At 67.0% G+C, this 22,882-nt stretch carries 25 protein-coding genes; 11 read left to right on the forward strand and 14 right to left on the reverse strand.

Features of this window, described 5'->3' with window-relative positions; all coding sequences use genetic code 11:
• Nucleotides 1–58 precede the first annotated feature (58 nt).
• Nucleotides 59–793 carry an SOS response-associated peptidase gene (locus tag M673_RS12940; protein ID WP_061976437.1) on the reverse strand — a complete coding sequence of 245 codons (735 nt, stop codon included), beginning with the start codon at nucleotides 791–793 and terminating at the stop codon, nucleotides 59–61.
• Nucleotides 794–923: 130 nt separating this feature from the next.
• Between M673_RS12940 and M673_RS12945 the strand changes: the two genes are divergently transcribed.
• The 4 genes from M673_RS12945 (at nucleotide 924) to M673_RS24270 (ending at nucleotide 3,146) form a co-directional block, all read left to right on the forward strand.
• Nucleotides 924–1,370 (forward strand): NUDIX hydrolase, encoded by a 447-nt coding sequence (locus tag M673_RS12945; protein WP_061976438.1) that lies wholly within the window; start codon nucleotides 924–926, stop codon nucleotides 1,368–1,370.
• A gap of 115 nt (nucleotides 1,371–1,485) precedes the next feature.
• Nucleotides 1,486–1,896 carry a TIGR02301 family protein gene (locus tag M673_RS23695; RefSeq protein ID WP_187301266.1) on the forward strand — a complete coding sequence of 137 codons (411 nt, stop codon included), beginning with the start codon at nucleotides 1,486–1,488 and terminating at the stop codon, nucleotides 1,894–1,896.
• 86 nt (nucleotides 1,897–1,982) lie between these two features.
• Nucleotides 1,983–2,243: a hypothetical protein gene (locus M673_RS12955; RefSeq protein WP_061976439.1), complete on the forward strand. Its 261-nt coding sequence runs from the start codon at nucleotides 1,983–1,985 to the stop codon at nucleotides 2,241–2,243.
• A gap of 27 nt (nucleotides 2,244–2,270) precedes the next feature.
• Nucleotides 2,271–3,146 (forward strand): hypothetical protein, encoded by an 876-nt coding sequence (locus M673_RS24270; RefSeq protein WP_148640067.1) that lies wholly within the window; start codon nucleotides 2,271–2,273, stop codon nucleotides 3,144–3,146.
• A 33-nt stretch (nucleotides 3,147–3,179) separates the two neighbouring features.
• Here M673_RS24270 and M673_RS12965 read toward each other — a convergent pair whose 3' ends face one another.
• Nucleotides 3,180–4,520, reverse strand: a complete 1,341-nt coding sequence (locus M673_RS12965; protein ID WP_374755555.1) for a dihydroorotase — start codon at nucleotides 4,518–4,520, stop codon at nucleotides 3,180–3,182.
• Between the two features lie 111 nt (nucleotides 4,521–4,631).
• Between M673_RS12965 and ygfZ the strand changes: the two genes are divergently transcribed.
• Genes ygfZ through M673_RS12980 form a run of 3 tightly spaced genes read left to right on the forward strand, consistent with a single transcriptional unit; the run spans nucleotide 4,632 to nucleotide 6,648 of the window.
• Nucleotides 4,632–5,477, forward strand: coding sequence for a CAF17-like 4Fe-4S cluster assembly/insertion protein YgfZ (ygfZ, locus tag M673_RS12970; RefSeq protein ID WP_061977837.1), 846 nt, complete (start codon nucleotides 4,632–4,634; stop codon nucleotides 5,475–5,477).
• The gene (locus tag M673_RS12975) at nucleotides 5,474–6,136 is read left to right on the forward strand and encodes an HD domain-containing protein (protein WP_061976441.1); all 663 of its coding nucleotides are present in this window, start codon (nucleotides 5,474–5,476) and stop codon (nucleotides 6,134–6,136) included. The genes ygfZ and M673_RS12975 overlap by 4 nt, the downstream gene beginning before the upstream one ends.
• A complete protein-coding gene (locus tag M673_RS12980) occupies nucleotides 6,133–6,648 on the forward strand; it encodes a tyrosine phosphatase family protein (RefSeq protein WP_061976442.1) in 516 nt (171 codons plus the stop codon). Before M673_RS12975 ends, M673_RS12980 begins: the two co-directional genes overlap by 4 nt.
• Here M673_RS12980 and recO read toward each other — a convergent pair.
• From recO to rpoZ, 9 genes are all read right to left on the reverse strand, one after another.
• Nucleotides 6,631–7,365: a DNA repair protein RecO gene (recO, locus tag M673_RS12985; RefSeq protein ID WP_061976443.1), complete on the reverse strand. Its 735-nt coding sequence runs from the start codon at nucleotides 7,363–7,365 to the stop codon at nucleotides 6,631–6,633. The two genes, M673_RS12980 and recO, sit on opposite strands and share 18 nt — an antisense overlap.
• 106 nt (nucleotides 7,366–7,471) lie before the next feature.
• Entirely contained in the window at nucleotides 7,472–8,422 is a 951-nt protein-coding gene (era, locus tag M673_RS12990) for a GTPase Era (RefSeq protein WP_082639438.1), read from the reverse strand.
• 86 nt (nucleotides 8,423–8,508) lie between these two features.
• A complete protein-coding gene (rnc, locus tag M673_RS12995) occupies nucleotides 8,509–9,234 on the reverse strand; it encodes a ribonuclease III (protein ID WP_061976444.1) in 726 nt (241 codons plus the stop codon).
• A complete protein-coding gene (gene lepB / locus M673_RS13000; protein WP_061976445.1) occupies nucleotides 9,222–9,956 on the reverse strand; it encodes a signal peptidase I in 735 nt (244 codons plus the stop codon). The genes rnc and lepB overlap by 13 nt, the downstream gene beginning before the upstream one ends.
• Before the next feature lie 169 nt (nucleotides 9,957–10,125).
• A complete protein-coding gene (gene acpS, locus M673_RS13005; RefSeq protein WP_061976446.1) occupies nucleotides 10,126–10,533 on the reverse strand; it encodes a holo-ACP synthase in 408 nt (135 codons plus the stop codon).
• Nucleotides 10,530–11,126: a DUF2062 domain-containing protein gene (locus M673_RS13010; protein WP_061976447.1), complete on the reverse strand. Its 597-nt coding sequence runs from the start codon at nucleotides 11,124–11,126 to the stop codon at nucleotides 10,530–10,532. The genes acpS and M673_RS13010 overlap by 4 nt, the downstream gene beginning before the upstream one ends.
• Before the next feature lie 27 nt (nucleotides 11,127–11,153).
• Entirely contained in the window at nucleotides 11,154–11,732 is a 579-nt protein-coding gene (gene pyrE, locus M673_RS13015) for an orotate phosphoribosyltransferase (RefSeq protein WP_061976448.1), read from the reverse strand.
• A 40-nt stretch (nucleotides 11,733–11,772) separates the two neighbouring features.
• Complete coding sequence (locus M673_RS13020) at nucleotides 11,773–13,953, reverse strand: RelA/SpoT family protein (protein ID WP_061976449.1); 2,181 nt, start codon at nucleotides 13,951–13,953, stop codon at nucleotides 11,773–11,775.
• Nucleotides 13,954–14,065: 112 nt separating this feature from the next.
• A complete protein-coding gene (rpoZ, locus tag M673_RS13025; RefSeq protein ID WP_061976450.1) occupies nucleotides 14,066–14,473 on the reverse strand; it encodes a DNA-directed RNA polymerase subunit omega in 408 nt (135 codons plus the stop codon).
• A gap of 234 nt (nucleotides 14,474–14,707) precedes the next feature.
• Between rpoZ and M673_RS13030 the strand changes: the two genes are divergently transcribed.
• Nucleotides 14,708–15,310, forward strand: a complete 603-nt coding sequence (locus tag M673_RS13030) for a LabA-like NYN domain-containing protein (RefSeq protein WP_061976451.1) — start codon at nucleotides 14,708–14,710, stop codon at nucleotides 15,308–15,310.
• Nucleotides 15,307–15,999: a uracil-DNA glycosylase gene (locus tag M673_RS13035; RefSeq protein ID WP_061976452.1), complete on the forward strand. Its 693-nt coding sequence runs from the start codon at nucleotides 15,307–15,309 to the stop codon at nucleotides 15,997–15,999. The genes M673_RS13030 and M673_RS13035 overlap by 4 nt, the downstream gene beginning before the upstream one ends.
• Nucleotides 16,000–16,003: 4 nt before the next feature.
• On the opposite strand, the gene M673_RS13040 is transcribed toward M673_RS13035, so the two are convergent.
• From M673_RS13040 to dapA, 3 genes are all read right to left on the reverse strand, one after another.
• Nucleotides 16,004–16,588: a peroxiredoxin gene (locus M673_RS13040; RefSeq protein WP_061976453.1), complete on the reverse strand. Its 585-nt coding sequence runs from the start codon at nucleotides 16,586–16,588 to the stop codon at nucleotides 16,004–16,006.
• An 89-nt stretch (nucleotides 16,589–16,677) separates the two neighbouring features.
• Nucleotides 16,678–17,154 carry an SsrA-binding protein SmpB gene (smpB, locus tag M673_RS13045; protein ID WP_061976454.1) on the reverse strand — a complete coding sequence of 159 codons (477 nt, stop codon included), beginning with the start codon at nucleotides 17,152–17,154 and terminating at the stop codon, nucleotides 16,678–16,680.
• Between the two features lie 90 nt (nucleotides 17,155–17,244).
• Entirely contained in the window at nucleotides 17,245–18,129 is an 885-nt protein-coding gene (dapA, locus tag M673_RS13050; RefSeq protein ID WP_061976455.1) for a 4-hydroxy-tetrahydrodipicolinate synthase, read from the reverse strand.
• A 315-nt stretch (nucleotides 18,130–18,444) separates the two neighbouring features.
• Between dapA and M673_RS13055 the strand changes: the two genes are divergently transcribed.
• Together M673_RS13055 and M673_RS13060 are read left to right on the forward strand one after the other, a co-directional pair.
• Nucleotides 18,445–20,640, forward strand: a complete 2,196-nt coding sequence (locus M673_RS13055; protein ID WP_061977839.1) for a lytic transglycosylase domain-containing protein — start codon at nucleotides 18,445–18,447, stop codon at nucleotides 20,638–20,640.
• A 243-nt stretch (nucleotides 20,641–20,883) separates the two neighbouring features.
• Nucleotides 20,884–22,878: a BCCT family transporter gene (locus M673_RS13060; RefSeq protein ID WP_202814320.1), complete on the forward strand. Its 1,995-nt coding sequence runs from the start codon at nucleotides 20,884–20,886 to the stop codon at nucleotides 22,876–22,878.
• Nucleotides 22,879–22,882: the final 4 nt, after the last annotated feature.

Below are 22,882 nucleotides of genomic sequence, written 5' to 3' on the forward strand. Positions count from 1 at the left end.
GGATCGAGCAAAACGGAAGGGGACGGAGCCAACGGCGCGCGTCCCCCAAGACAAGGTTCTAGAACAAGGACCCCTGCGCGGCCGGCGGCGCGGCGCCCGGGGGTGCGGCGGGTTCCTGCACCTCCGGTCCCATATTGGCAACCGCGTTCACGCGCTCGGACACGGCCATCGCCTCGAAGAGATCGTCCGGCGCCGGCACCATGAGATCGGCGACGTCCCGCACCTCGCTCTCGCGGCAATCCAGCCAGCGCTCGGCGTGATCGGGCGCGATCGTCACCGGCATGCGCTCGTGGATCTCGGACAGCGCCGCATTGGCCGATGTGGTCAGGATCGTGGCCGTGTCGATCTCGCTTCCGTCGGCCGCGAGATAGGTTTCCCACAGGCCGGCAAACGCGATAGGCCCTGGCTGGCGCGGCCGGATGAAGAAGGGCGTGCCGCGCCGGCCGCTTTCGCGCCGCCATTCGTAGAAGCCGCTGGCCGGCACCAGACAGCGACGATGGCGCATCGCGGCCTTGAAGCTGTTGCGCTCATGCGCGCTTTCGGACCGGGCGTTGAATAGAAGCGGAATGGCCGAGGGATCCTTGGTCCAACCCGGAATGAGTCCCCAGCGGGCGAGATGCGCCACGCGGCGCACGCCCCCGTCCTCGGACCGTCGATGCTCGTCCGCTCGCAGGATCAGGATCGGCTGGGTCGGCGCGATGTTGTATCGCGGCGGAAAGGGTTCGACAGCGTCCAGATGGAAGCGGTCGGCGATCGCGCTCGGAGAGTCGGTCAGGGTAAAGCGGCCACACATAAGCCGAAGGTGGCGCGGCGCGGTGGCTCGGGCAAGACCCGGCGACAAAAGCGGTCGGTGCGGGGCGGTGAGAGCAAGCTTCGCGGGCGGGGTCTGGCGGCCCCCGGCCGAACCGGCTACCCCTTTCGCCATGACAACGCTCCGCCCCCTCCTCGGTGCCTCGATCTGCGTCCTTCGCGGCGAAGAGGTTCTTCTCATCCTGCGCGGCCATGCACCCTTCGCGGGCCTTTGGAGCCTGCCCGGCGGGCGGGTGGAGTTCGGCGAGCGGCTGGAGGACGCCGTGCGCCGGGAAGCCTTGGAGGAGACCGGCCTCGCCGTTACCGACATCGCCTTCGTGACGCTGCACGAGGCGATCGATGCCGCCAACGGCGCCCATGCCGTGATCGCGGTGTTCCGCGCCCTTGCCCCGATCGGCGCGAACAGCGCGGCGCTGGCGGGGGACGACGCGGCGGAGGTGCGCTTTGTCTCCCTGCCCGAACTGGAGGCGCTCGACGCGCGCGGCGAGACGACCGAGGGGCTGGCCGGCGTGGTGCGAGCGGCCTGGGGCCCGCATCGGGGCGAGGCCCTGGCGCGATAACCATATTGGCGGGATCTGGGCTGCCACAACAAGCTTGTCTTGCAATCTCCTTAATCGGCCGGCAAACCTCGGACGTATGATCCTTCGGCGCAATTTGCCTCAAATCTTGTGCGTTTTGAGCCTCGCCCTCGCCCCCTTGGCGAGCGGGCAGGCGCAAGCGCAGGACAAGAAGGGCAAGTCGGAGGAAAGCAAGCCTGCGGCCGAGGAGACCGTGAAACCGACCAACGCGGCCTATATGAAGCCGCTTGGACGGCTCGCGACGATTCTCGGCTCCATGCACTTTCTGCGCGGCCTGTGCGGGGATGCGGATGCCGATGTTTGGCGCGCCAAGATGGACGCGATTCTCGCGGCCCAGGCGCCCAACGAAGCGGATCGGCGCATTCTCGTGGCGAGCTTCAACCAAGGCTACCGGGCCTTCGCCTCGACCTATCGGATGTGTACCCCGGCTGCGACGGTGGCCATGGAAAGATACCGCCAGGAAGGCGCCAACCTTTCGCGAGAGATCAGCGCAAGGTACGGAAATTAAGATTGGATTAAGAAACGGGGTGGCCTGCCTCGTTTCGACCCGCGCATGATGCGTGAGGACAAGACCAAAAAGATGGAGTCATCGGCATGATCGATCTGCACGGTTCCGAACTCGACGAGATGATCATCGCCGAAAAGAAACAGGTCGCCATCGAGTATCACAACGAGGCCTGGGCCGACGGCATCTCCGACGGGATCGAGACCGAGATCCTGGCCGAGACCGCGATCGCCACCGCCGTCACAGAGCTCGTGCGCCGCTATGGCGAGACCGAGGTGCTCGACATGATCGACGCGCTGCGCAAGCGTGTGGAGTTCGGCGAGTTCAGGGCCGACCACACCCTGCAATAGGGCCTTTCCAGCTTTCCGAGGTTTCCCATGCCACCCCGTTCGTTCCGCGCGCTCCGGCTGACGGGGGCGCTGGCCATGGCGGTCGGCGTCTCCTCCCCCGCGAGCGCCTTCTCGCAGATCACCGACCAGGACGGCGCGAGCGCCAACCGGCAGGGTGGCATCGTGTCGGTGCCCTTGCCGCCGGTGCCGGACGCCGCACAGCCGAGCCCGCCCGCCGGCGAGAGCGCTCCAGCCGCAGCGCCGCCCGCGGGCGCGCCAGGAGCCCCTACGCCCTCAGCACCCGTCGCACCGGCCACCAATGCCGCGCCGGTCGCCGAACCGGCGACGCAAGCCCCACCCGCGCCCGCCACACCCCAGCCCGAAGCACCAGCAATGCCTCCCGCCGGGGGCGATCCTGATTCCGGCATCAGCCAGCCGCGCGCGGCGGACGTGCCGCCGGCCGAGATCTTCTACGGCGAAGAGAAGCTGCCCGCCCCGGTGAGGGATCTGCGCCGCAAGCTGATCGAGGTCGCCAAGACCGGCGAGATCGAAAAATTGAAGCCGCTCCTGGAAACCGGCCCCGAGGGCACGGCGGTCTCCACCAGCGACGACGGGCAGGACCCGATCGAGATTCTCAAGAACGCGTCCGGAGACGGCAAGGGTGTCGAGCTTCTGGCGATCCTCCTGGAAACGCTCCAGGCCGGCTATGTTCATCTCGACCCCGGCGGTGAGAACGAACTCTACATGTGGCCCTACTTCACGCAGGTGAATTTGGAGAAGCTGACAAAGCCGCAATTGGTCGAGCTGTTCGAACTGGTCACGGCGGGCGACTACGAGCGCATGGTCGGCAACGGGTCCTACGACTTCTACCGCGTCGGCCTGTCCCCCGAAGGACGCTTCGAGTTCTTCATCGCCGGCGACTGAGCGTCGCCGGCTTTTCCGTTTCAGAGATCGGTCTCAGGCGCGCGGCGCCAGCGTCTCCACGAAGCGCGCGGCCTCGCCGAGCGAGGTCTCCACCAACGCCCCGTCCCACATCACGCGCCGTCCGCGCACGATCGTGCCGACCGGCCAGCCCGTGACCTCGCGCCCGTCATGCGGCGTCCATTGCGACTTGGAGCCGATCCACGCGTCGCGGATCGTCTCGCGCCGCTTGAGGTCCACCACTGTGAAGTCGGCATCCCAGCCCACCGCGATCCGCCCCTTGCCGGACAGGCCGAAGATGCGCTGCGGGCCGGCGGAGGTAAGGTCCACGAAGCGCTCCAGCGACAAGCGCCCCTTGGCGATATGGTCGAGCATCACGGGCACCAGAGTCTGCACGCCGGTCATGCCCGAAGGCGAGGCGGGATAGGGCTTGGCCTTTTCCTCCAGCGTGTGCGGCGCATGGTCGGAGCCGAGCACGTCGACGATCCCCTGCTCGATGCCGAACCAGACGCCGTTGCGATGCCGAGCGTCGCGCACCGGCGGGTTCATCTGGAGCTTGGTGCCGAGCCGGGCATAGTCCTCGGCGGACAGCGTCAGATGGTGGGGCGTGGCCTCGCAGGTCGCGTTGGTCTTGTGGTCGGCGAGAAAGAGGATTTCCTCGGCGGTCGAGATATGGAGCACATGGATGCGGGCACCGGTCTCTTCGGCGATGCGCACCAGCCGCTCCGTGCACTGGAGCGCGGCCACCTCGTCGCGCCAGACGGGGTGCGAGGCCGGGTCGTTCTCGACCCGCAGGCTCATGCGCTCGCGCAGGCGAAACTCGTCCTCCGAATGGAACGCGGCGCGGCGGCGCGCGCGCTTCAGAATCTCCCGCACGCCCTCGTCGTCCTCCACCAGGAGCGAGCCGGTGGACGAGCCCATGAAAACCTTGATGCCGGCCGCGCCCGGCAGGCGCTCCAGTTCGGCGACGTCGGGCGCGTTCTCGCGTGTGCCGCCGACCCAGAAGGCGAAGTCGCAATGCATGCGATGATGCCCGCGCTTCACCTTGTCGGCCAGCGCCGCCTCGCTTGTGGTGAGCGGATCGGTGTTGGGCATTTCGAAGACGCAGGTGACGCCGCCAAGCACCGCCGCGCGAGAGCCTGATTCGAGGTCTTCCTTGTGCGTCGGGCCAGGCTCACGGAAATGAACCTGGCTGTCGATGACACCGGGCAGGATGTGGAGCCCGGTGCAGTCGATCTCCTCGCCCCCGCTGCCGGACGGTATCGCGCCGATCGCGGCGATCCGGCCGTCTCGAATGCCAATGTCGCGCAGGCCGATCCCATCCGCGTTGACGACGGTGCCGCCTCTCAGAACCCGCTCGAACCCTTTGCTCATCATCCCGTCCTTGCTTCTTGGCGCCGTTCCGTCAGATACGAATGAAGCTTCTAGCGAATGCCCCGGCGCATCGAAACCTCATTTGCCGGGCGCGCCGACATGGGATGTCCGTTCATGCCCTCCGCCCGACTGATCGACCGCGCCGTGCTTCTCGTCTCCGGGCCGGAGAGCCGCCCCTTCCTGCAAAATCTCGTGACCGCCGATCTCGACAAGCTCGCTGCCGGCGAAGCGCGGCCGGCCGCGCTGCTGACGCCGCAGGGCAAGATCCTGTTCGATTTCCTCGTGAGCCTGGACGGCGAAGCGTTGCGCCTCGATGTCGCGGCCTCAGCGCGCGGCGATCTCGCCAAGCGCCTGACGCTCTACAAGCTGCGCGCCAAGCTCACCATCGCACCGAGCGACGAGGCGGTGGCGGCGAGTTGGGACGAACCGGTGCCCGACGGCGCGCTTGTTGATCGGCGCTTTCCGGCAGGCGTCTATCGTCTCTACGGGCCGGCGGCAGAGGGTGCGGGCGAGGACCGGGAGGGGTTCGAGCAGTTGCGCCTTTCGGCCGGCATCGCCGAAGCGGAGCGGGACTTTCCCGCATCCGACGTGTTCCCGCATGATGTGCTGCTCGACCAGAATGAGGGCGTTTCCTTCCGCAAGGGCTGCTATGTCGGCCAGGAGGTCGTCTCCCGTATGCAACATCGCGGCACCGCGCGCCGTCGCATCATGATTCTTCGCACGGAGAGCCATCTGACGCCGGGCGCCGTGGTCGAGGCGGGGGGCAAGCCGATCGGCACGGTTCTCTCGGCGAGCGGCGGGCTCGGCATCGCCATGATGCGCATCGACAAGCTGGCCGACGCGCTTCGGGCCGATCAGCCCATCTCGGCCGACGGCGTGCCGGTCGAGGCGGAGGTGCCCTCCTGGGCCGGCTACACCCTGCCCGAGGCTGCGGGCGCCCCGACTGAAGGGGACGCATGAGCTCGGCGGCCCTTCCCAACGGCGCCGCCCGGCGCGCGGCCAAGGTGCCGCGCGTCTGGCAGCGCATGCTGTCGGGGCGGCGACTCGATCTTCTCGACCCCTCGCCGCTCGACATCGAGATCATCGACATCGCCCATGGGCTAGCCCGCGTCGCCCGCTGGAACGGGCAAACATTGGGCGACCACGCCTTCTCCGTGGCGCAGCATTCGCTGATCGTGGAGGAGATCGTCGCGGCCGAGGAAAACGACCCGCGCTGGCGGCTGGCGGCGCTTCTGCATGACGGGCCGGAATATGTGATCGGGGACATGATCTCGCCGTTCAAGGCCGTGCTCGGCGGCGACTATCGCAGCGTCGAGCAGAGGCTGCAGACCGCGATCCACCATCGCTTCGGCCTGCCGGCCGCGCTGCCGGCCCCGATCGCCCGTCTCGTCAAGGCGGCGGATCGCGTGTCGGCCCATTTCGAGGCCAAGCTCCTGGCCGGCTTCACGGCGGCGGAGGCCAACGCCCTGTTCGGCCGATCCGGCGCGCGCGCGCCGGACGAGGCGCTGTTTCGCCCCCTACCGGCCGCCGAGGTGGGCGAGGCCTTCCTGCATCGATTCCACACGCTCGATGGCGCGCTGCGCGCCCAGGCTTCGCTTCCCGAAAAGGCCCGCTCATGACCTATCTCGTCGTTTCCTCCCTTGCCGACCTGCCGGGCACCGTAGCGCAGCATGGCGCGCTCGACGTCGTCACGCTGATCAACGCCGACACGCCGGTGGAGCGACCGAGCGGCGTCTCGGCCGAACGGCACCTGTTCCTCGGCATGAACGACATTTCGGCGCCCTCCGAAGGCATGACGCATCCCGGCGAGAACCATCTGGAAGAGCTTCTGGAGTTCGGCATGCGCTGGGACCGGCAGCAGCCACTGGCGATCCACTGCTGGGCCGGCATCAGCCGCTCGACGGCAGCGGCCTATATCCTGGCCTGCGCAATCAACCCGGCGCTGGACGAAATGAAACTGGCGCAGGAGCTTCGCCGCCGCGCGCCCTCCGCCACGCCCAACGCGCTTCTGGTCGCCATCGCCGATCGCAAGCTGGGGCGCGACGGGCGGATGATCGAGGCGATCCGCTCCATCGGCCGGGGCGAGAACGCCTTCAGCGGCACGCCCTTCGTGCTACCGCTGGAGCTCTAAGCCGCGCTCTATCGCGCCGAGCGCGCCCGTGCGCGAGGCCGGCTCCTCCAGCGCGCGTGGCTCCCAGACATGGCGCGCCAGGAAGAAGCGCGTCATCCGAAACCCTTGCGCCAGACCCGTCCGGTCCGGCGCCTCGGCCTCGCCCGCGAGAAAGGCCGGCAAGGGAAGAAGCCGGTCCTTCCAAGGCTCGCCCGCCTCGCGGCTGACCGCACGTCCGGATTTGGGCGAGACATAGACCAGCTCGTCGCGCCGGCCCGAGGCCGCGCAGGTCTCCAAATCGAGGCCGAAGCCGAGATCTTCCAGCAGCATCACCTCGAAGCGCAGGATCAGGGCGCCCGCCAGAATCGGATTCTCAAGATGGGCGACGATGGTCTGGATCGCGTCGTAGAGGCGCGGGTGCGGATCGCGCTCCGGCAGGAGGCGGATATGGGCGGCCAGAAGCTGGATGCCGTGGAGCCCGACCGCGCTTTCCATCAGCCGCGCGGCGCGCAGGAGAACCGGCTCGATCGTCATGAAACCGAGATGCTCGTCCAGCCGCGCGCGCCAGGTGGCCTCGATCTGGTTGCCGGGCTGGAGAACCGGCTGGAGCTTGCGCGAGCGCCCACCCCGCACGAGGCCGAGATGACGCCCGCGCTCGCGCGTCATCACCTCCGCGACGGCGCTGGTCTCGCCGTGGCGGCGCACGCCGAGCACGATGCCCTCCTCGCGCCATTCCATGCAGGGTCTTCCGAAACGGAAAGGACCGCGAGGACGCCCCTCGCGGTCTGTTTGTTACTCAGAAATAAGATCGGCGGGACGCGCTTGCAACGCTGCCTGGCGCCGCTCAGGACGAGTAGTCGAGGCCCATCTCGCGATAGCGCTCGGGATCGTCGCCCCAGTTCTCGCGCACCTTCACGAACAGAAAGAGATGCACCTTCTGTTCGGCGGCCTCGGCGATCTCCTTGCGTGCGGCCTGACCGATGGCCTTCACCGTCTCGCCCTTGTGGCCAAGCACGATGGCCTTCTGCGAGTCGCGCTCAACATAGATTGTCTGCTCGATGCGCACCGAGCCGTCAGGCCGACTTTCCCAAAGCTCGGTCTCGACGGTCGAGGCATAGGGGATTTCCTGATGCAGGCGCAGGAACAGCTTTTCGCGCGTGATCTCGGCGGCCAGCTGGCGCAATGGCAGATCGGAAATCTGGTCTTCCGGGTAGTACCAGGGGCCTTCCGGCAGGCGAGTGGCGAGATAGGCCATGAGATCGTCGCAGCCCGAGCCGTTCAGCGCCGAGATCATGAAGACGCGCTCGAAATCGCCCTTGGCGGAGATTTCCTGCGTCATGCCGAGAAGCTTCTCGCGGCGGATCTGATCGACCTTGTTGAGCAGGAGGATCTTGGGCTGCTTCACGTCCTTGAGGCGCTGGAGGATGGTCTCGACCTCCTCGCTCACGCCGCGCTGCGCGTCGATGATCGGCAGAACAAGATCGGCATCCTTGGCGCCGCCCCACGCGGTGCGCACCATGGCGCGATCGAGCCGGCGCTTGGGGTTGAAGACGCCGGGCGTATCGACGAAGACGATCTGCGTCCGATCCTTGATCGCGATGCCGCGCACCAGGGCACGGGTCGTCTGCACCTTGTGCGTGACGATCGAGACCTTCGTGCCGACGAGCTGGTTGACCAGGGTGGACTTGCCGGCATTGGGCGCGCCGAGCAGCGCCACGAAGCCGGAGCGCGTCGGGGCGAGCGCGGTCTCGCCTCCCTCGGTGGCAGGCTGGTCGTTCGGCAGGTCGTCGGTCAATCGGCTCTCCTTGAATGGGCCGCTGGGAAGTCGGCCTCGGATCATCTTAGCACGGACGGCGCATCATGCGCGGCCCTGCCGGAATTTCAGTCCTCGCCCGAACGCTCGGACACCTGCCAGACACCCTCGCGGAGAAGGATCGTCTCGGCGGCGTTCTGCTCGGCGATGCGCTTGGAGCGGCCCCGCCCTTCGGCGGGCTCGCGATTGGGAACCAGGGCGCGAACGGTGAAGACCGGCTCGTGGTCCGGCCCGCTGCGCTCGATCAGGTCGTAGGTCGGCGGCACGCCGGCCTGCTTGTGCGACCATTCCTGCAGCTCGGTCTTGGGATCGCGCCGCGCCTCGCTGACGCTGTGGAAGCGCTCGCGCCAATGGGTCAGAATGAAGCGACGCGCCACCTCCAGCCCATGGTCGAGATAGATCGCGGCGATCAGCGCCTCGACGACATCGGCGCGGATGTTGCGGTTGCGGCCCGCCGCAGCGCGCTTCAAGTCGGCGCCGTGGCGAATGAACTCGGGCAGGCCGAGATCGTCGGCGACGGCCGCGCAGGTCTCAGCGCTTACCAGCGCGTTGAGCCGCAGCGAGAGATCGCCCTCGTCGGACTGGGGAAACAGCTCGAACAGCTTTTCCGCGACCGTCAGGCCGAGGACCCGGTCCCCTAAAAACTCCAGCCGCTCGTAGCTGGCCTGTGAGCCGGTGTTAGCCAGACTCGAATGCGTGATCGCGCGCTCCAGCCGCGCGCGATCCTTGAAGGTCAGGCCGAGGCGCTCTTCCAGCCGGTCGAGCGCGGGCGCCGATCCCCTCACCCGAGCCATGTCAGGAGCCGGCTCGGACGCAGACTCGTCGGCCAGCGCCACACTTCCAGCGGGGAGGCATCGTTCTCCATGGAGAAGAAGATCACCTGCGCCTTACCGACGAAGTTCTCGAAAGGGACGTAGCCGACGTCGAAGCGGCTATCGAGCGAGTTGTCGCGATTGTCGCCCATCATGAAATAATGCTCAGGCGGCACGACGAATTCGCGCGTGTTGTCGCCGATCGAATCGGGATCGGCGTCGAGCGTGACATAGCTCACGCCGTTCGGCAGGGTTTCCCGGAACTGCGGGATCTGCGTGCCGCCGCCCGTCACGAAGAAGCCGGCCGGCTCCTTCGGCACGGCCTGCCCGTTGATGTAAAGAACGCCGCCCTGCATCTGCACCCGGTCACCCGGCAGGCCGATCAGCCGCTTGATATAGTCGGTCTGCGGCTCGCTCGGCTTGCGGAACACGACGATGTCGCCGCGCTCGGGGTCGGAAGCGAGAATGCGCCCCTGGAACAGGTCCGGCGAGAACGGCAGCGAATATTTGGAGAAGCCGTAGCTCCATTTCGACACGAAGAGATAGTCGCCGATCAGGAGCGTCGGCATCATCGAGCCGGATGGGATCGAGAACGGCTGGAACAGGACGGTGCGGATGACGAGCGCCAGAAGAAGCGCCTGGACGACGACCTTGACCGTCTCGCCCCAGCCTTCCTTCTTCTTGCCTGCGGTCCGATCGACCATGCTAAACCCTTCCTGTTTGCCGCCCCGGCCTGCCTTCGCCGCGCAGACGGCCGAGGGCCGCCGAATGAGCGAGGGACATGAGGGGATTCGGCGCAAGACCCGCCACGGAGCCACGTCTGGAACGGCTCTGTAAAGCGTCGGCGGCTCTCAGGCAATCGTTAGAAAATTGTTAAGCCACCTCTTCCGGCAAGGCTTCGATGATGACGAAGGCCTGGGCCAGCGGAAAATCGTCGGTGATGGTGACGTGGATGACGGGGCGGTGGCCGCTGGGCATCAGCGCCGCCAGACGCTTTGCCGCGCCGTTGGTGAGCACCATGGTCGGCTTGCCGCCGGGCAGATTGACGACGCCCATGTCGCGCCAGAAGACGCCCTGCGCCAGCCCGGTTCCCAGCGCCTTGGCACAGGCCTCCTTGGCGGCGAATCGCTTGGCGTAGGAGGCCGCGCGCTGGGCCCGCCGTTCGGATTTGGCGCGCTCAACCGGCGTGAATACGCGGGCGACGAAGCGCTCGCCATGCCGCTCCAGGGTCCCCTCGACGCGGCGAATATCGATGAGGTCGCTGCCGATGCCGACGATCATGAGCGCACGTCCGACGGTGTGCGCACTGCCACGGGGCGCGTTCGCGCGGCGGTGCGCTCATGCGCGCGCCGCGCCCGGCTCGCCTGGAAAGAGGCCGCGCCGAAGCGCACCAGCGCGTAGGTGAGGCCGGCGAACCCCAGGCCGAGCGGGATCGAGCCGACCAGCATGGGCTTGAGATAGGGCTCCCAGATTGAGGCGATGTCGAGATGCGTCAGCGCCCTTTCCAGCCCCGGCGGGGCCGAGCCGTCAGGCACTTCGGCGCGCAGGATGGCGCGGCCGACCTCGTAGGTCGAGGCCCAGACGAGTGGGAAGGTCAAAGGATTGCCGGCCAGGCACCCCAGCGCCGCAGCCGCCATGTTGCCGGCGATGCAATAGGCGATGGCGAAGGCCAGGATGAAGTGGAAGCCGAGAAAGGGCGTGAAGGTGGCAAACACGCCCGCCGCAACGCCTGCCGCGATGGCATGGGGCGTAGCGCGAAGGCGCAGGACACGCTTCTGCATGTAGCGCAAGGACCGCCGCCAGGACCGGCGCGGCCAAAGCGCCCCGCGCAGGCGCTGCAGTCGTGTTTCAGGCTGGCGCCGCCGGAACAGCATTGGGAACCTAGCTTCCGAGAAGGAACGTCAGAGGGAGCGACTACCCGGCTTGATCGGCGCAATTGCGGCAAGCTCAGGCGGCAGATTGTCCGGATGATAGGCCGGGACTTCATATTGTGCGAGCGAGATCAGTGGGATACCGATATCGGCCTTGCCCGCCGAGCGGTCCACCACGCAGCCGGCGGCCAGCACCTCGGCCCCGAGGTCCCGCAGGCAGGTGATCGTCTCGCGGATCGATAGGCCCGTGGTGACGATGTCCTCCACGATCACCACGCGCGCGCCGGCCGGGATTTCGAAGCGGCGCAGGCGGAACGTGCCGTTCTCGCGCTCGACATAGATCGAGGGCGCGCCGAGATGGCGGGACGTCTCGTAGGCGGGAATGAGACCGCCGACGGCCGGGCCGACGATGAAGTCGATCGGCCCCTCGACGCCAGCGCGCAGCTTCTCGGCCAGCGCCTTGCACAGGGTCTCGGTATAGTGCGGATGCATGAAGACCCGCGCCTTCTGGAGAAAGATCGGGCTCCGCAGGCCGGACGTCAGAATGAAATGTCCTTCCAGAAAGGCGCCCGCCTTGCGGAAGATGTCGATGACGTCGTTCGTGTCCATGATGGTCCGGCCCAGCTTTCGTGTCGATTCCCTGCCGGGCTTAGCCGTTCACACGAACCACGTCTGTCACGCAAGGCTTTCCGCGCAACTGATTGAGCGTGCGCGTCAAATGCTGGAGGTCCCAGACTTCGAGATCCATCACCATGCTGGACACGTCCGGCGCGGTGGCCGCCATGCTCAGGGCGTGGATATTGGCGTCGTTGAGAGCGATCGTCTCGGCGATCTCGGCCAGCGCGCCCGGTTCGTTGAGCGCGGAAAGCTTGACGCGCGCGGGGAAGCGCTGCGTCATCTCGGCGTCGAGATCCCAGCGCACGTCGATCCACCGGTCCGGCACGTCGTCATAGGCAGTGAGCGCGGACGATTGGATGGGGTAGATCGTGATCCCCTGCCCCGGCTCCAGAATGCCGACGATGCGATCGCCCGGCACGGCGCCGTCCGAATTAAAACGCACGGGAACGTCCCCCTGCGAAAAGCCGTTCGGCCCGCCGTCGAGATGGCCCGGCAGGCGGAACACCATGCCCGCCCCGCCCGATTTGAGCGGGAACCAGCCGTCGCCGTCCGGCCGGGCGGCGGGGCGGGTGACACGCGTGTCCTGGAAGTCGGGATGCACGGCGCGGAACACGTCGTTGGAGGCGAGTTCCCCCCGTCCGACCGCCGCCAGCGCATCTTCCACTTCGCGATGTCCGACCTTGGACAGGTAAGGCTTCAGCCCGTCGCGGGTGAAGGTCTTGCCGGCGCGCTGGAAGGTGCGCTCCAGAATCTGTTGGCCGAGGCCGCAATATTGCTTGCGGATTGCAAGGCGCGTGGCGCGCCGGATCGCGGCCTTGGCCTTGCCCGTCACCGCGACACTTTCCCAGGCCGGCGGCGGTGTCGCGGCCTTGGAGCGGATGATCTCCACCTCGTCGCCATTGGCGAGCTCGGTCACCACCGGCATGATGCGCCCGTCGATCTTGCAGCCGACGCAGGTGTCGCCGACATCGGTGTGGACGGCATAGGCGAAGTCGATCGGCGTTGCGCCGCGCGGCAGGGCGATGAGCCGGCCCTTGGGGGTGAAGCAGAAGACCTGATCCTGAAACAGTTCGAGCTTGGTGTTCTCGAGGAACTCCTCGGGCTGGTCGCCCTCGGCCAGCATCTCCACGGTGCGGCGCAGCCAGGCATAAGCGGAGGACTCGGTGGACAGCGCGTGCTCGCCGTCCTTGTAAAGCTCGTGCGCGGCGATGCCGTATTCGGCGATATGGTGCATCGCCCGGGTGCGGATCTGCAGCTCGACGCGCTGGCGCGACGGCCCGACGATCGTGGTGTGGATCGAGCGGTAGTCGTTCTGCTTCGGGATCGAGATGTAGTCCTTGAACCGGCCGGGCACGAGAGGCCAGGTGCGGTGGACAATGCCGAGCGTGCGGTAGCAGTCCTCCTCGGTATCGACGAGGACGCGGAACCCGAAAATGTCGGAGAGCTGCTCCAGCGAAAGCGCCTTGCGCTGCATCTTGGAGAAGACCGAATAGGGCTTCTTCTGCCGGCCCGAGACCTGCGCCTCGATGCCGTTCTCCTTCAGCTTCTCGGTCAGCGTGCGCTCGATCTCGTTGATCGTCAGCGCGTGGCGCTCCATCAGCTCGGCAAGGCGCGTCGAGATCGTCTCGAAGGCTTCCGAGTTCAGGTGGCGGAAGGAGAGCGTCTCCAGCTCCTCGCGCATGTCCTGCATGCCCATGCGCCCGGCGAGCGGGGCATAGATGTCCATGGTCTCCTGCGCGATGCGCGCGCGCTTTTCCGGCTTCATGTGATGAAGCGTGCGCATGTTGTGCAGGCGGTCGGCGAGCTTGACCAGGAGAACGCGGATGTCGTCGGCGATGGCGAGCAGGAGCTTGCGCAGATTCTCGGCCTGCGCGGCCTTCTTGGACACGAGATCCAGGCGCTTGAGCTTGGTGAGCCCTTCCACCAGCTGGCCGATCTTGGCGCCGAAGAGCTGGTCGATCTCCTTGCGGGTGGCGTCCGTGTCCTCGATCGTGTCGTGCAGCAGCGCGACCGCGATCGTCGCCTCGTCGAGATGGAGCTTGGTGAGGATCGCGGCGACCTCGAGCGGATGCGAGAAATACGGATCGCCGTTCACGCGCATCTGCGCGCCATGCTTCTGCATCGCGTAGACATAGGCTCTGTTCAGCAGAGCCTCGTCGAGGTTTGGCTTGTAAGCCGCCACGCGCTCGACAAGCTCATACTGCCGCATCATGACCGGACGCCGTCTCCATCATCGAACGAAAAAGGGACGCCGGCCATCGAGCCGGCGTCCCCCAATATAGGTTGCAATGCGGAATCGGAGAAAGGGTCAAACCGCCCTAAGATTAGAAATCTTCGTTCTTTTCCGGCGGGATGAGCCCCTCGATGCCGGCCAGAAGCTCGTCCTCCGACATGCGGTCGAAGGCGATGTTGTCGTCCTCGTCCTCGCCGGCGGTGATGACGCCGTCGGCCTGCGACTCCACCAGCGCGCCGGCGGTCGGCGCGGCCGGCTCGGGCTCGTCCACCTCGACATGCTTCTGCAGCGAGTGGATCAGGTCTTCCTTCAGATCGTCCGGCGACAGGGTTTCGTCCGCGATCTCGCGCAGCGCGACGACGGGATTCTTGTCGTTGTCGCGGTCCACCGTGATCGGCTGACCCTGGGCGATCTGGCGCGCGCGGTGGCTGGCGAGCAGGACGAGCTCGAAACGATTCTCGACCTTATCGACGCAATCTTCTACGGTGACGCGGGCCATGGCCTGTCTCCTTGGGAACGGGGGCAATGAGCTGAACCGTCCGTGTAGTCTCTTGACAAATGAATCTCAAGGGGCAAGCGGCGCTTTATGCCGTCATCCCGGCCGGGCGTCCTGTTGGCAGGCCGCCGACATCACCCTATTGTGTGTCCCTGACCGATTGACCCGGCGCGCGTTTCGGCGCGCCGAGGACCCTGCGGCCTTGCCCGGCCTGCTCGCCTGACTGGAAAGCGAACGATGTTCGACCCCCGTGAAAAGATCGCCCTCTTCATCGACGGCGCCAATCTCTATGCCACCTCGCGCGCGCTCGGCTTCGACATCGACTACAAGAAGCTCCTGACCGCTTTCCAGAAGCGCGGCTACCTGCTGCGGGCCTATTATTACACCGCGATGATCGAGGATCAGGAATATTCCTCGATCCGCCCCCTGATCGACTGGCTCGACTACAACGGCTACACCGTCGTCACCAAGCCGGCGAAGGAATTCACGGACGCGATGGGCCGCCGCCGGATCAAGGGCAACATGGACATCGAACTCGCGGTCGACGCCATGGAGCTGGTGGAGACGGTGGACCACTTCGTCTTGTTCTCAGGCGACGGCGACTTCCGTTCGCTGGTCGAGGCCCTGCAGCGCAAGGGGCGCAAGGTTTCGGTGGTCTCCACCCTCGCCTCGCAGACACCCATGATCGCCGATGACCTGCGCCGGCAGGCCGACCATTTCATCGACCTTCGCTCGCTTCAGGGCGAGATCGGCCGCAATCCGGCCGAGCGCGAGGCACGGCTCGCCCGCCGCATCGAGGCCGGCACCGAGGACGCACTGCCGGCGGATGCGCAGGATTGAGCGCGCATCCCAGCCCCGCCAAGCAGCCCGCCGAGCCCGACGCCGTCGCCCCTCCGGCGGACTGCCCGATCTGCCCGCGCCTTGCCGCCTTTCGCCACGAATGGCGCGAGCGCGAGCCCGGCTGGCACAATGCGCCCGTGCGCTCCTTTCTGCCTAGGGAAGGCGCGGGAAGCGTGCGGCTTCTCGTCGTGGGTCTGGCGCCCGGGGTACGGGGGGCGAACCGAACCGGCCGTCCTTTCACGGGCGATTATGCCGGCGATCTTCTCTACAGCACGCTGAAGCACTTCGGCTTCGCGGCCGGGGAGTTCGAGGCGCGGCCGGACGACAGCTTGCATCTCGTGGGCGCTGCGATCACCAACGCGGTGCGCTGCGTGCCGCCAGAAAACAAGCCGACGGGCCAGGAAATCAACGACTGCCGGCGCTTCCTCTCGCCGACCATCGAAAGCCTCCCCTCGCTTCGCGCCATCGTGACGCTCGGGCGCATCGCCCATGACTCGACGCTGCGCGCGCTCGGCGCCAAGCTCAAGGACGCTCCGTTCAGCCATGGTGGCACGCATGAGGTCGGCGGCTTCCTGGTCGCGTCGAGCTATCATTGCTCGCGCTACAACACGAACACGGGCCGGCTGACGGAGGCGATGTTCCACGACGTCTTCGCAAACGTGGCCGAGCATCTGAAGGTCCAGCCCTAGCCCCTCACATGCGGGGGTGGCTGAGCGCCTCGCGATGCTCCGCCAGCCACTCCGCCACGTCCTCGGCGTTCCGGTCCGGCGGGAAGACGGGGTAGAAGACCTTCACGATCTCGCCATCGCGGGCGATCAGCGTCAGCCGCTTGAACAGCGTATCGCCGTCAACGTCGAAGACTGGGACGTCCAACATCTCGGCCAGTTCCACGGAGGCGTCGGAGAGAAGCGGGAACGGCAGATGCAGCCGCTCGGCCGCTTCGCGCTGATAGGCGGTGGTCTGCGTCGAAACCCCGAACACATGCGCAACGCCGAGCCTGTGCATCTCGGCGAAGTGATCGCGAAAGCCGCAAGCCTGCGGCGTGCAGCCGCGCGCGCCGGGAATCTCGTCCCAGCCGCCCGGCAGGGGCAGGCCCGGGCGCCCGGTCATGGGGTAGAGATAAAGAACGGCCAGACCCTTGAGCCGAGCGAGATCGACCTGCCCGCCCGCCGTGGAGGACAAGGCCAGGGACGGCAGCCGCCGCCCGGTCAGATGGGCCGCGCCGCCGTCGTCCAGCGGCGCTTCGAGCCCTTCCGGCAGAATGGTGAAGTCCGTCATGTCGCAACCTCCCGAATGCCAAGGCGGCATGCTGGAGCCGAACGCCGCGACGCGCAAGGAGGAATGCGCCCTGGTCGGCGCTCAGACGCTCAGTCGCGCCCGCCTTCCTTGAGGACGCGCTGCTTCTGGCGGTTCCAGTCGCGCTCCTTCATCGTCTCGCGCTTGTCGGGCGCGTTCTTGCCCCGCGCGACGGCGAGTTCCAGCTTCGCCCGTCCCTGCTCGTTGAAGTAGATCTTCAACGGCACGAGCGTCATGCCGTCGCGCTGCACGGCACCGGCGAGCCGGTTGCGCTGGGCGGCGTGGACGAGGATCTTCCGGCGCCGCTTCGGCTCGTGGTTGAAGCGGTTGGCCTGGAGATATTCCGGCACGTTGGAATTGATGAGCCAGATCTCCCCGCCCTCCTCCGTGGCGTAGGATTCGGCGATCGTCGCCCGGCCCTCGCGCAGAGATTTGACCTCGGTGCCCGTGAGCACCAAGCCGGCTTCCAGCGTGTCGATGATCTCGTAGTGGAAGCGCGCCTTGCGATTCTCGGCGGCGACATTGTTTCGAGCCGGCTTCTTGGCCATGGGTCCGTCCGGTTGCGGGACGGGCCAACTTATCTGCCCCGTCCGCTGCTGATGCTGTGACGCCTTAAGTGAGGGCGACGCCCGCGTTCGTCAATTCAGGAGGCCGGCATGGCGCAGCGCAGCGTCGATCGCCGCCTCGGTCGAGGCCTCGATCGGCACCAGCGGCAGGCGCACGACGTTGCGGCCTTTGCCGAGCCGCGACAGGGCGTATTTCGTGCCGCACAGACCCGGCTCGATGAAGATCGCCTTATGCAGCGGCATGAGACGGTCCTGGTATTCCAGCGCCTTGGCGAAGTCGCCGCTGAGGCACGCATCCTGGAACTCGGCGCACAGGCGCGGCGCGACATTGGCCGTCACCGAGATGCAGCCATGGCCGCCATGCGCGATATGGCCAAGCGCGGTCGCGTCCTCGCCCGACAGCTGGATGAAGTCCGTCCCGCAGGTGATGCGCTGCTCCGACACACGGTCGAGCTTGGCGGTGGCGTCCTTGACGCCGACGATATTGGGGAAGTCGTGCGCCAGACGGCCCATCGTTTCCGGCGTCATGTCGATCACCGAGCGGGGCGGAATGTTGTAGATGACGATGGGCTTCGTCACAGCGCGGGCGATCGCCGCATAGTGTTCGTAGAGGCCGCGCTGGGTCGGCTTGTTGTAGTAGGGCGTCACCACCAGAATGCCGTCCGCGCCAGCCTCCTCCGCCGAGCGGGCAAGGTCGATCGCCTCGACCGTGTTGTTGGAGCCCGCGCCCGCGATCACCGGCACGCGGCCGGCGGCGGTCTCGATGCAGAGCTCGACCACGCGCTTGTGTTCGGCATGGGTCAGCGTCGGACTTTCGCCCGTGGTGCCGACGGGAACGAGGCCGTGGGTCCCCTCCGCGATCTGCCATTCCACGAAGTCGCGAAACGCGCCTTCGTCGACGCTGCCGTCGGCGGCAAAGGGGGTCAAGAGAGCCGTCATCGAGCCCTTGAAGGTCATGTCGTCACTCCCGGCGACCGAATGAGGAGAAGGTCCGCCGCGCGAAGCGCAAGAGCCGGCAGCTTTCGACCATCCGCGCGGCCACCGGGCGACACTGAAGCGCACTCGGCCCGCTTACGGACGCGGCACCATAATAAAGCCGCCGAACGGAGACAAGCGACAACGAAGCGGCGAGACACGCCGCGCGTCTCCCTCGCCCGGCGGCGAGCGATGGCCGCGAGCATGGTTTACGAGTTCTTCATCGCGTTGATGGAAAGTCTGACGAACCGGCGCCTTTCGGGGCGCCTCTGTGATGGCAATGCAACGGGACGACCCATGAGAAACGCGATCCGCGCCAAGGCTCTTCTTCTGCCCGTCGTCATGGCGGCGCTGATGGCCGGTTCGGCGAATGCGGAATCGCTGCTCGACCGCATCCCGATGCCGAACTTCAAGATGCCGACGCTGGGCCTGGGGCGCGAGCGCCCCGCTCCCGAGCCGACGCCCGAGCGCTTCGGCGCGCCGCCGCCCTCCGGCAACCCGCTGCTGCGCCAGCCCGCCGCCCCGGCGCCGCGCGCTGCCGCGCCGGCCGACGCGACCGCCTTCACCTCCTCGATCGCAGCCATGGGCGCGCGCGTATCTAGCGTCGCGCCCATGCGAGGCGACCTGAAGGACGGGCTCGACGCGACCTGGCGCGACATCCCCCGCGCGTTGGCGATCCGCGAGGGCATGACACCCGGCTCGCTCGACCGGCATATCCTGTCCTGGGCCATCGCGCTGCGAGGCACGACCGACGTGCCCGCCGCCGAGATCGCCCACACCGCCATGGAGCTGCGCGGCTGGCCCGGCATGAAGACCATCCGCGCCAATCTGGAGCGCGCGCTGAACCGCGAGCGGATGCGCGCGCCCGATGTCGTGGCCGCCTTCGCGCAGGACGCTCCGCAGACTCCGGAAGGCGCCATGGCGCTCGCCCGCGCCTATATCGAACTTGGTCAGGCCGGCAAGGCCAAGGCGCTCGTCGTCCAGTCCTGGCGTACGGACAAGTTCGACAAGGCGATCGAGACGCAGATGCTCTCGAACTTCGGCGCGCTGCTGACCAGGGCGGACCACAAGGCCCGCATGGACATGCTGCTTTACGGCGACCGCGTTTCGGACGCGCAGCGCGTCGCCTCGCTCGCCAACGCCGAATCGCTGTTCCGCGCCCGCGCCGCCTCCATTCGCGGCGAATCCAGCGCCGACGCGCTGCTGGCCAAGGTGCCGGCGAACCTGCGGTCAGACCCCAGCTATCTCTTCACCGCCGCCGAGAACCTTCGCAAGAAGGATCGCATCGCGGAGGCAGCAGCACTGATCGAGCGCGCCCCGCGCGACCGCGCCAGCCTGGTCGACCCCGATGCGTGGTGGAACGAGCGGCGCATCATCTCGCGCATGCTTCTGGAGAAGGGCGACCGCAAGGCCGCCTACCGCATCGTCGCCAACCATTCCGCCGAAGGCCAGACCGAGGCGGTCGAGGCCGAGTTCCATTCCGGCTGGTACGCGCTGCGCTATCTCAACGATCCCGCGACGGCGGCCAAGCATTTCGGCCGCATCCAGCAGATCTCCTCGCGCCCCCTGTCGCAGTCCCGCGCCTTCTATTGGCTGGGCCGCGCGGCGGAGGCCGGCGGCCCCGGCAGCGCGCGAACCTATTACGAGCAGGCCGCACGCCACGCCGCGACCTTCTACGGCCAGTTGGCCGCCGCCAAGCTCGGCCGCAATCCCGGCCCGATCGCCTATCCCCGCCCGTCCGACAACGAGCGCCGCACGTTCGAAAGCCGCGAGGCGGTGCGCGCCATCAAGCGGCTGGAGCAGATCGGCTCGGAAAGCCGGGCCGACGCTTTGTACAAGGCGCTGGCGGACGATCTGACCAGCCCCGGCGAACTTGCCATCCTATCCTCCATGGCGGAGCGTCGCGGCGACCATGCGCTGGCGCTCACCGTCGGCAAGACCGCCTATGGGCGCGGCGTCAACGCCCCGGCGCTGGCCTTCCCGGTCGGCGTCATTCCCGAAAGCGCCAACATCTCGGCCAGCGGCAAGGCGCTCGCCTACGCCATCGCGCGCCAGGAAAGCGCCTTCAACCCGCGCGCCAAGTCCCCGGTCGGCGCGCTCGGCCTGCTGCAGGTCATGCCGGCCACGGCCAAGGGTCTCGCCAAGAACGCCGGCCTTCCCTATTCCGAGACGCGGCTCCTCAACGACACGTCCTACAACGCGCTTCTGGGCAGCCAGTATCTCGGCCAGCAGATCTCGAATTTCGACGGGTCCTACATCCTGACCTTCGCGGCGTACAATGCCGGTCCGCGCCGGGCGCGCGAATGGATCGACCGGTTCGGCGATCCGCGCGGCCAGAACATCGACAAGGTCGTGGACTGGATCGAGCTGATCCCCTTCACCGAAACGCGCAACTACGTGCAGCGCGTGATGGAGAACTATCAGGTCTACAAGATGCGCCTCGGCGCCGGCTTCGACATCGAGCGCGACCTGACGCAGGGTCGCCGGGGCTGATCGCCGGCGATCCGACCGCCCGCACGGGCGAGCCAACGGCCATACGCCTGTTCAAAAAAAAGCCCGCCTGCGCAACGTCGCGGGCGGGCTTTCTCGTGTGGGGAAAGGCTTTTGCAGGGCCGCCCGATCACCCTTCATGGCGAAAAAGTGTTCCCATGACCGGATCACGGCCTAGATCTGATAGCGGTCGCGCCGATCCTCCGGGCGCGGCATCGCTTTTCTCGCCCATGGAATGCCCTGCCCTTGCCCACATCGACCCTCAACAGGCCTGTCTTCTTCACGGCCAGCGCCATCATCGTCCTGCTTGCCCTGGTGGGCGTCGTTTATCCCGACGATTCCGCCCGCATCTTCTCGGCCGTGCAGGGTTTCGTTCTGGAAACCTTCGGCTGGTTCTATCTCCTGGCTGTCGGCATTCTGGTCGTCACGGTCCTCTTCCTGGCGGTGAGCCGCTACGGCACGCTGAAGCTCGGGCCGGACGATTCCGAGCCGGATTATCCCTATGTTTCCTGGCTCGCCATGCTGTTTGCCGCAGGCATGGGCATCGGCCTCATGTTCTACGCCGTGGCCGAGCCGATCCTGCATTATTCCGTGCCGCCGGAAGAGGCGCCGGGCAGTTTCGCCGCCGCGCGGCAGGCCATGTCGATCGTCTATTTCCACTGGGGCATCCACGCTTGGGCGATCTATGCCGTGGTGGGCCTGTCGCTTGCCTATTTCTCGTTTCGCTACAACCTGCCGCTCACGATCCGGGCCGGCTTCTACCCGCTGATCCGCGAGCGCATCTATGGGCCGATCGGCCATGCCGTGGACATCTTCGCCATCTGCGGCACTATGTTCGGCATCGCGACCTCGCTCGGCCTCGGCGTTCTGCAGATCAACGCGGGGCTGAACTATCTCGTGGGCGTGCCGCAGACGCCCTGGATTCAGGTCGGGCTGATCGCGCTCGTCATGGCGATGGCGACCGCCTCGGTCGTCTCAGGCCTCGACAAGGGCATCCGGCGTCTTTCGGAGGGCAATCTCCTCCTCGCCATCGTGCTCATGCTCTTCGTGCTCGTGGTCGGGCCGACGGAGTTCCTGTTCCGCGCCTTCGTCCAGAACACGGGCACCTATCTTTCCGGCTTCGTGGAGCGCACGTTCAAACTCTATGCCTACGAGCCGAAGAACTGGATCAGCGATTGGACCCTGTTCTACTGGGCCTGGTGGATTTCCTGGTCGCCCTTCGTCGGCATGTTCATCGCGCGCATCTCGCGCGGGCGCACGGTGCGCGAATTCGTGGTGGGCGTCCTGTTCGTGCCCTCCGCCTTTACCTTCTTCTGGATGACCGTGTTCGGAAACACGGCGATCTCGCTTGATATGGGGCCGGCCGCCGGGGCGATCGCGCGCGCCGTGGGGGAGGACATTTCGGTTTCGCTGTTCCAGTTCTTCGAATATCTGCCCTGGACGCTCGTCACCTCGACGCTCAGCTGCGCCCTTGTCGCCGTCTTCTTCGTCACCTCGGCCGATTCCGGCTCCATGGTGATCGACACGATTGCAGCCGGCGGCAACTCCAACACGCCGGTCTGGCAGCGCATCTACTGGTGCGCTCTGGAAGGGCTAGTGGCTGCGGCCCTGCTGCTCGCGGGCGGCCTTGGCGCTTTGCAGACCATGACGCTGATCACCGCCCTACCCTTTGCCTTCATCCTCCTGCTTCTGGCCTTCGGACTGGTGCGCGGCATGCGGGCGGACATGGCGCGGCTGACCGCCCATCGCGAGGCTCGCCCCGCCATCCGTGCCCGCTCGGCGGGGTGGCAGGCGCGGCTTGGCGCCATTCTCCACCAGCCGACCAAGCGCGACATTCTCGCCTTCATCGAGCGCACCGCTAGGCCGGCTCTGGAGGAGGTCTGCCGCGAGTTGAACAAGCGGGGTCTCGACGCCGCTACCGAGCGGGACGAGGACGGCGGCGCGACGCTGACCGTGCGATCCGAGGCAACGCGCAACTTCGTCTACGGCGTCAATCCGGCGGCCCGGCCCGCCATGGTCTTCTCCGCCGCCGACGCCTCTCGGCCGGAAGCACGGCGCGAGCAGGTCTGGGCCGCGCGCACGGCTTTCTCCGATGGCACACGGGGATACGACGTCGCCGATTTCAGCCGCGACGATCTGATCTCCGACGTGCTGGCGCAGTTCGAACGCTACCGCGTGCTGACGCAGGCGCCGAGCACCTCGCTCTATACCGGCTCGCCGGACCCGGCGCCGGCCACGTAGAGCA

This window comes from Aureimonas sp. AU20 (assembly GCF_001442755.1).
In the GTDB taxonomy this organism is placed as follows: Bacteria; Pseudomonadota; Alphaproteobacteria; order Rhizobiales; family Rhizobiaceae; genus Aureimonas.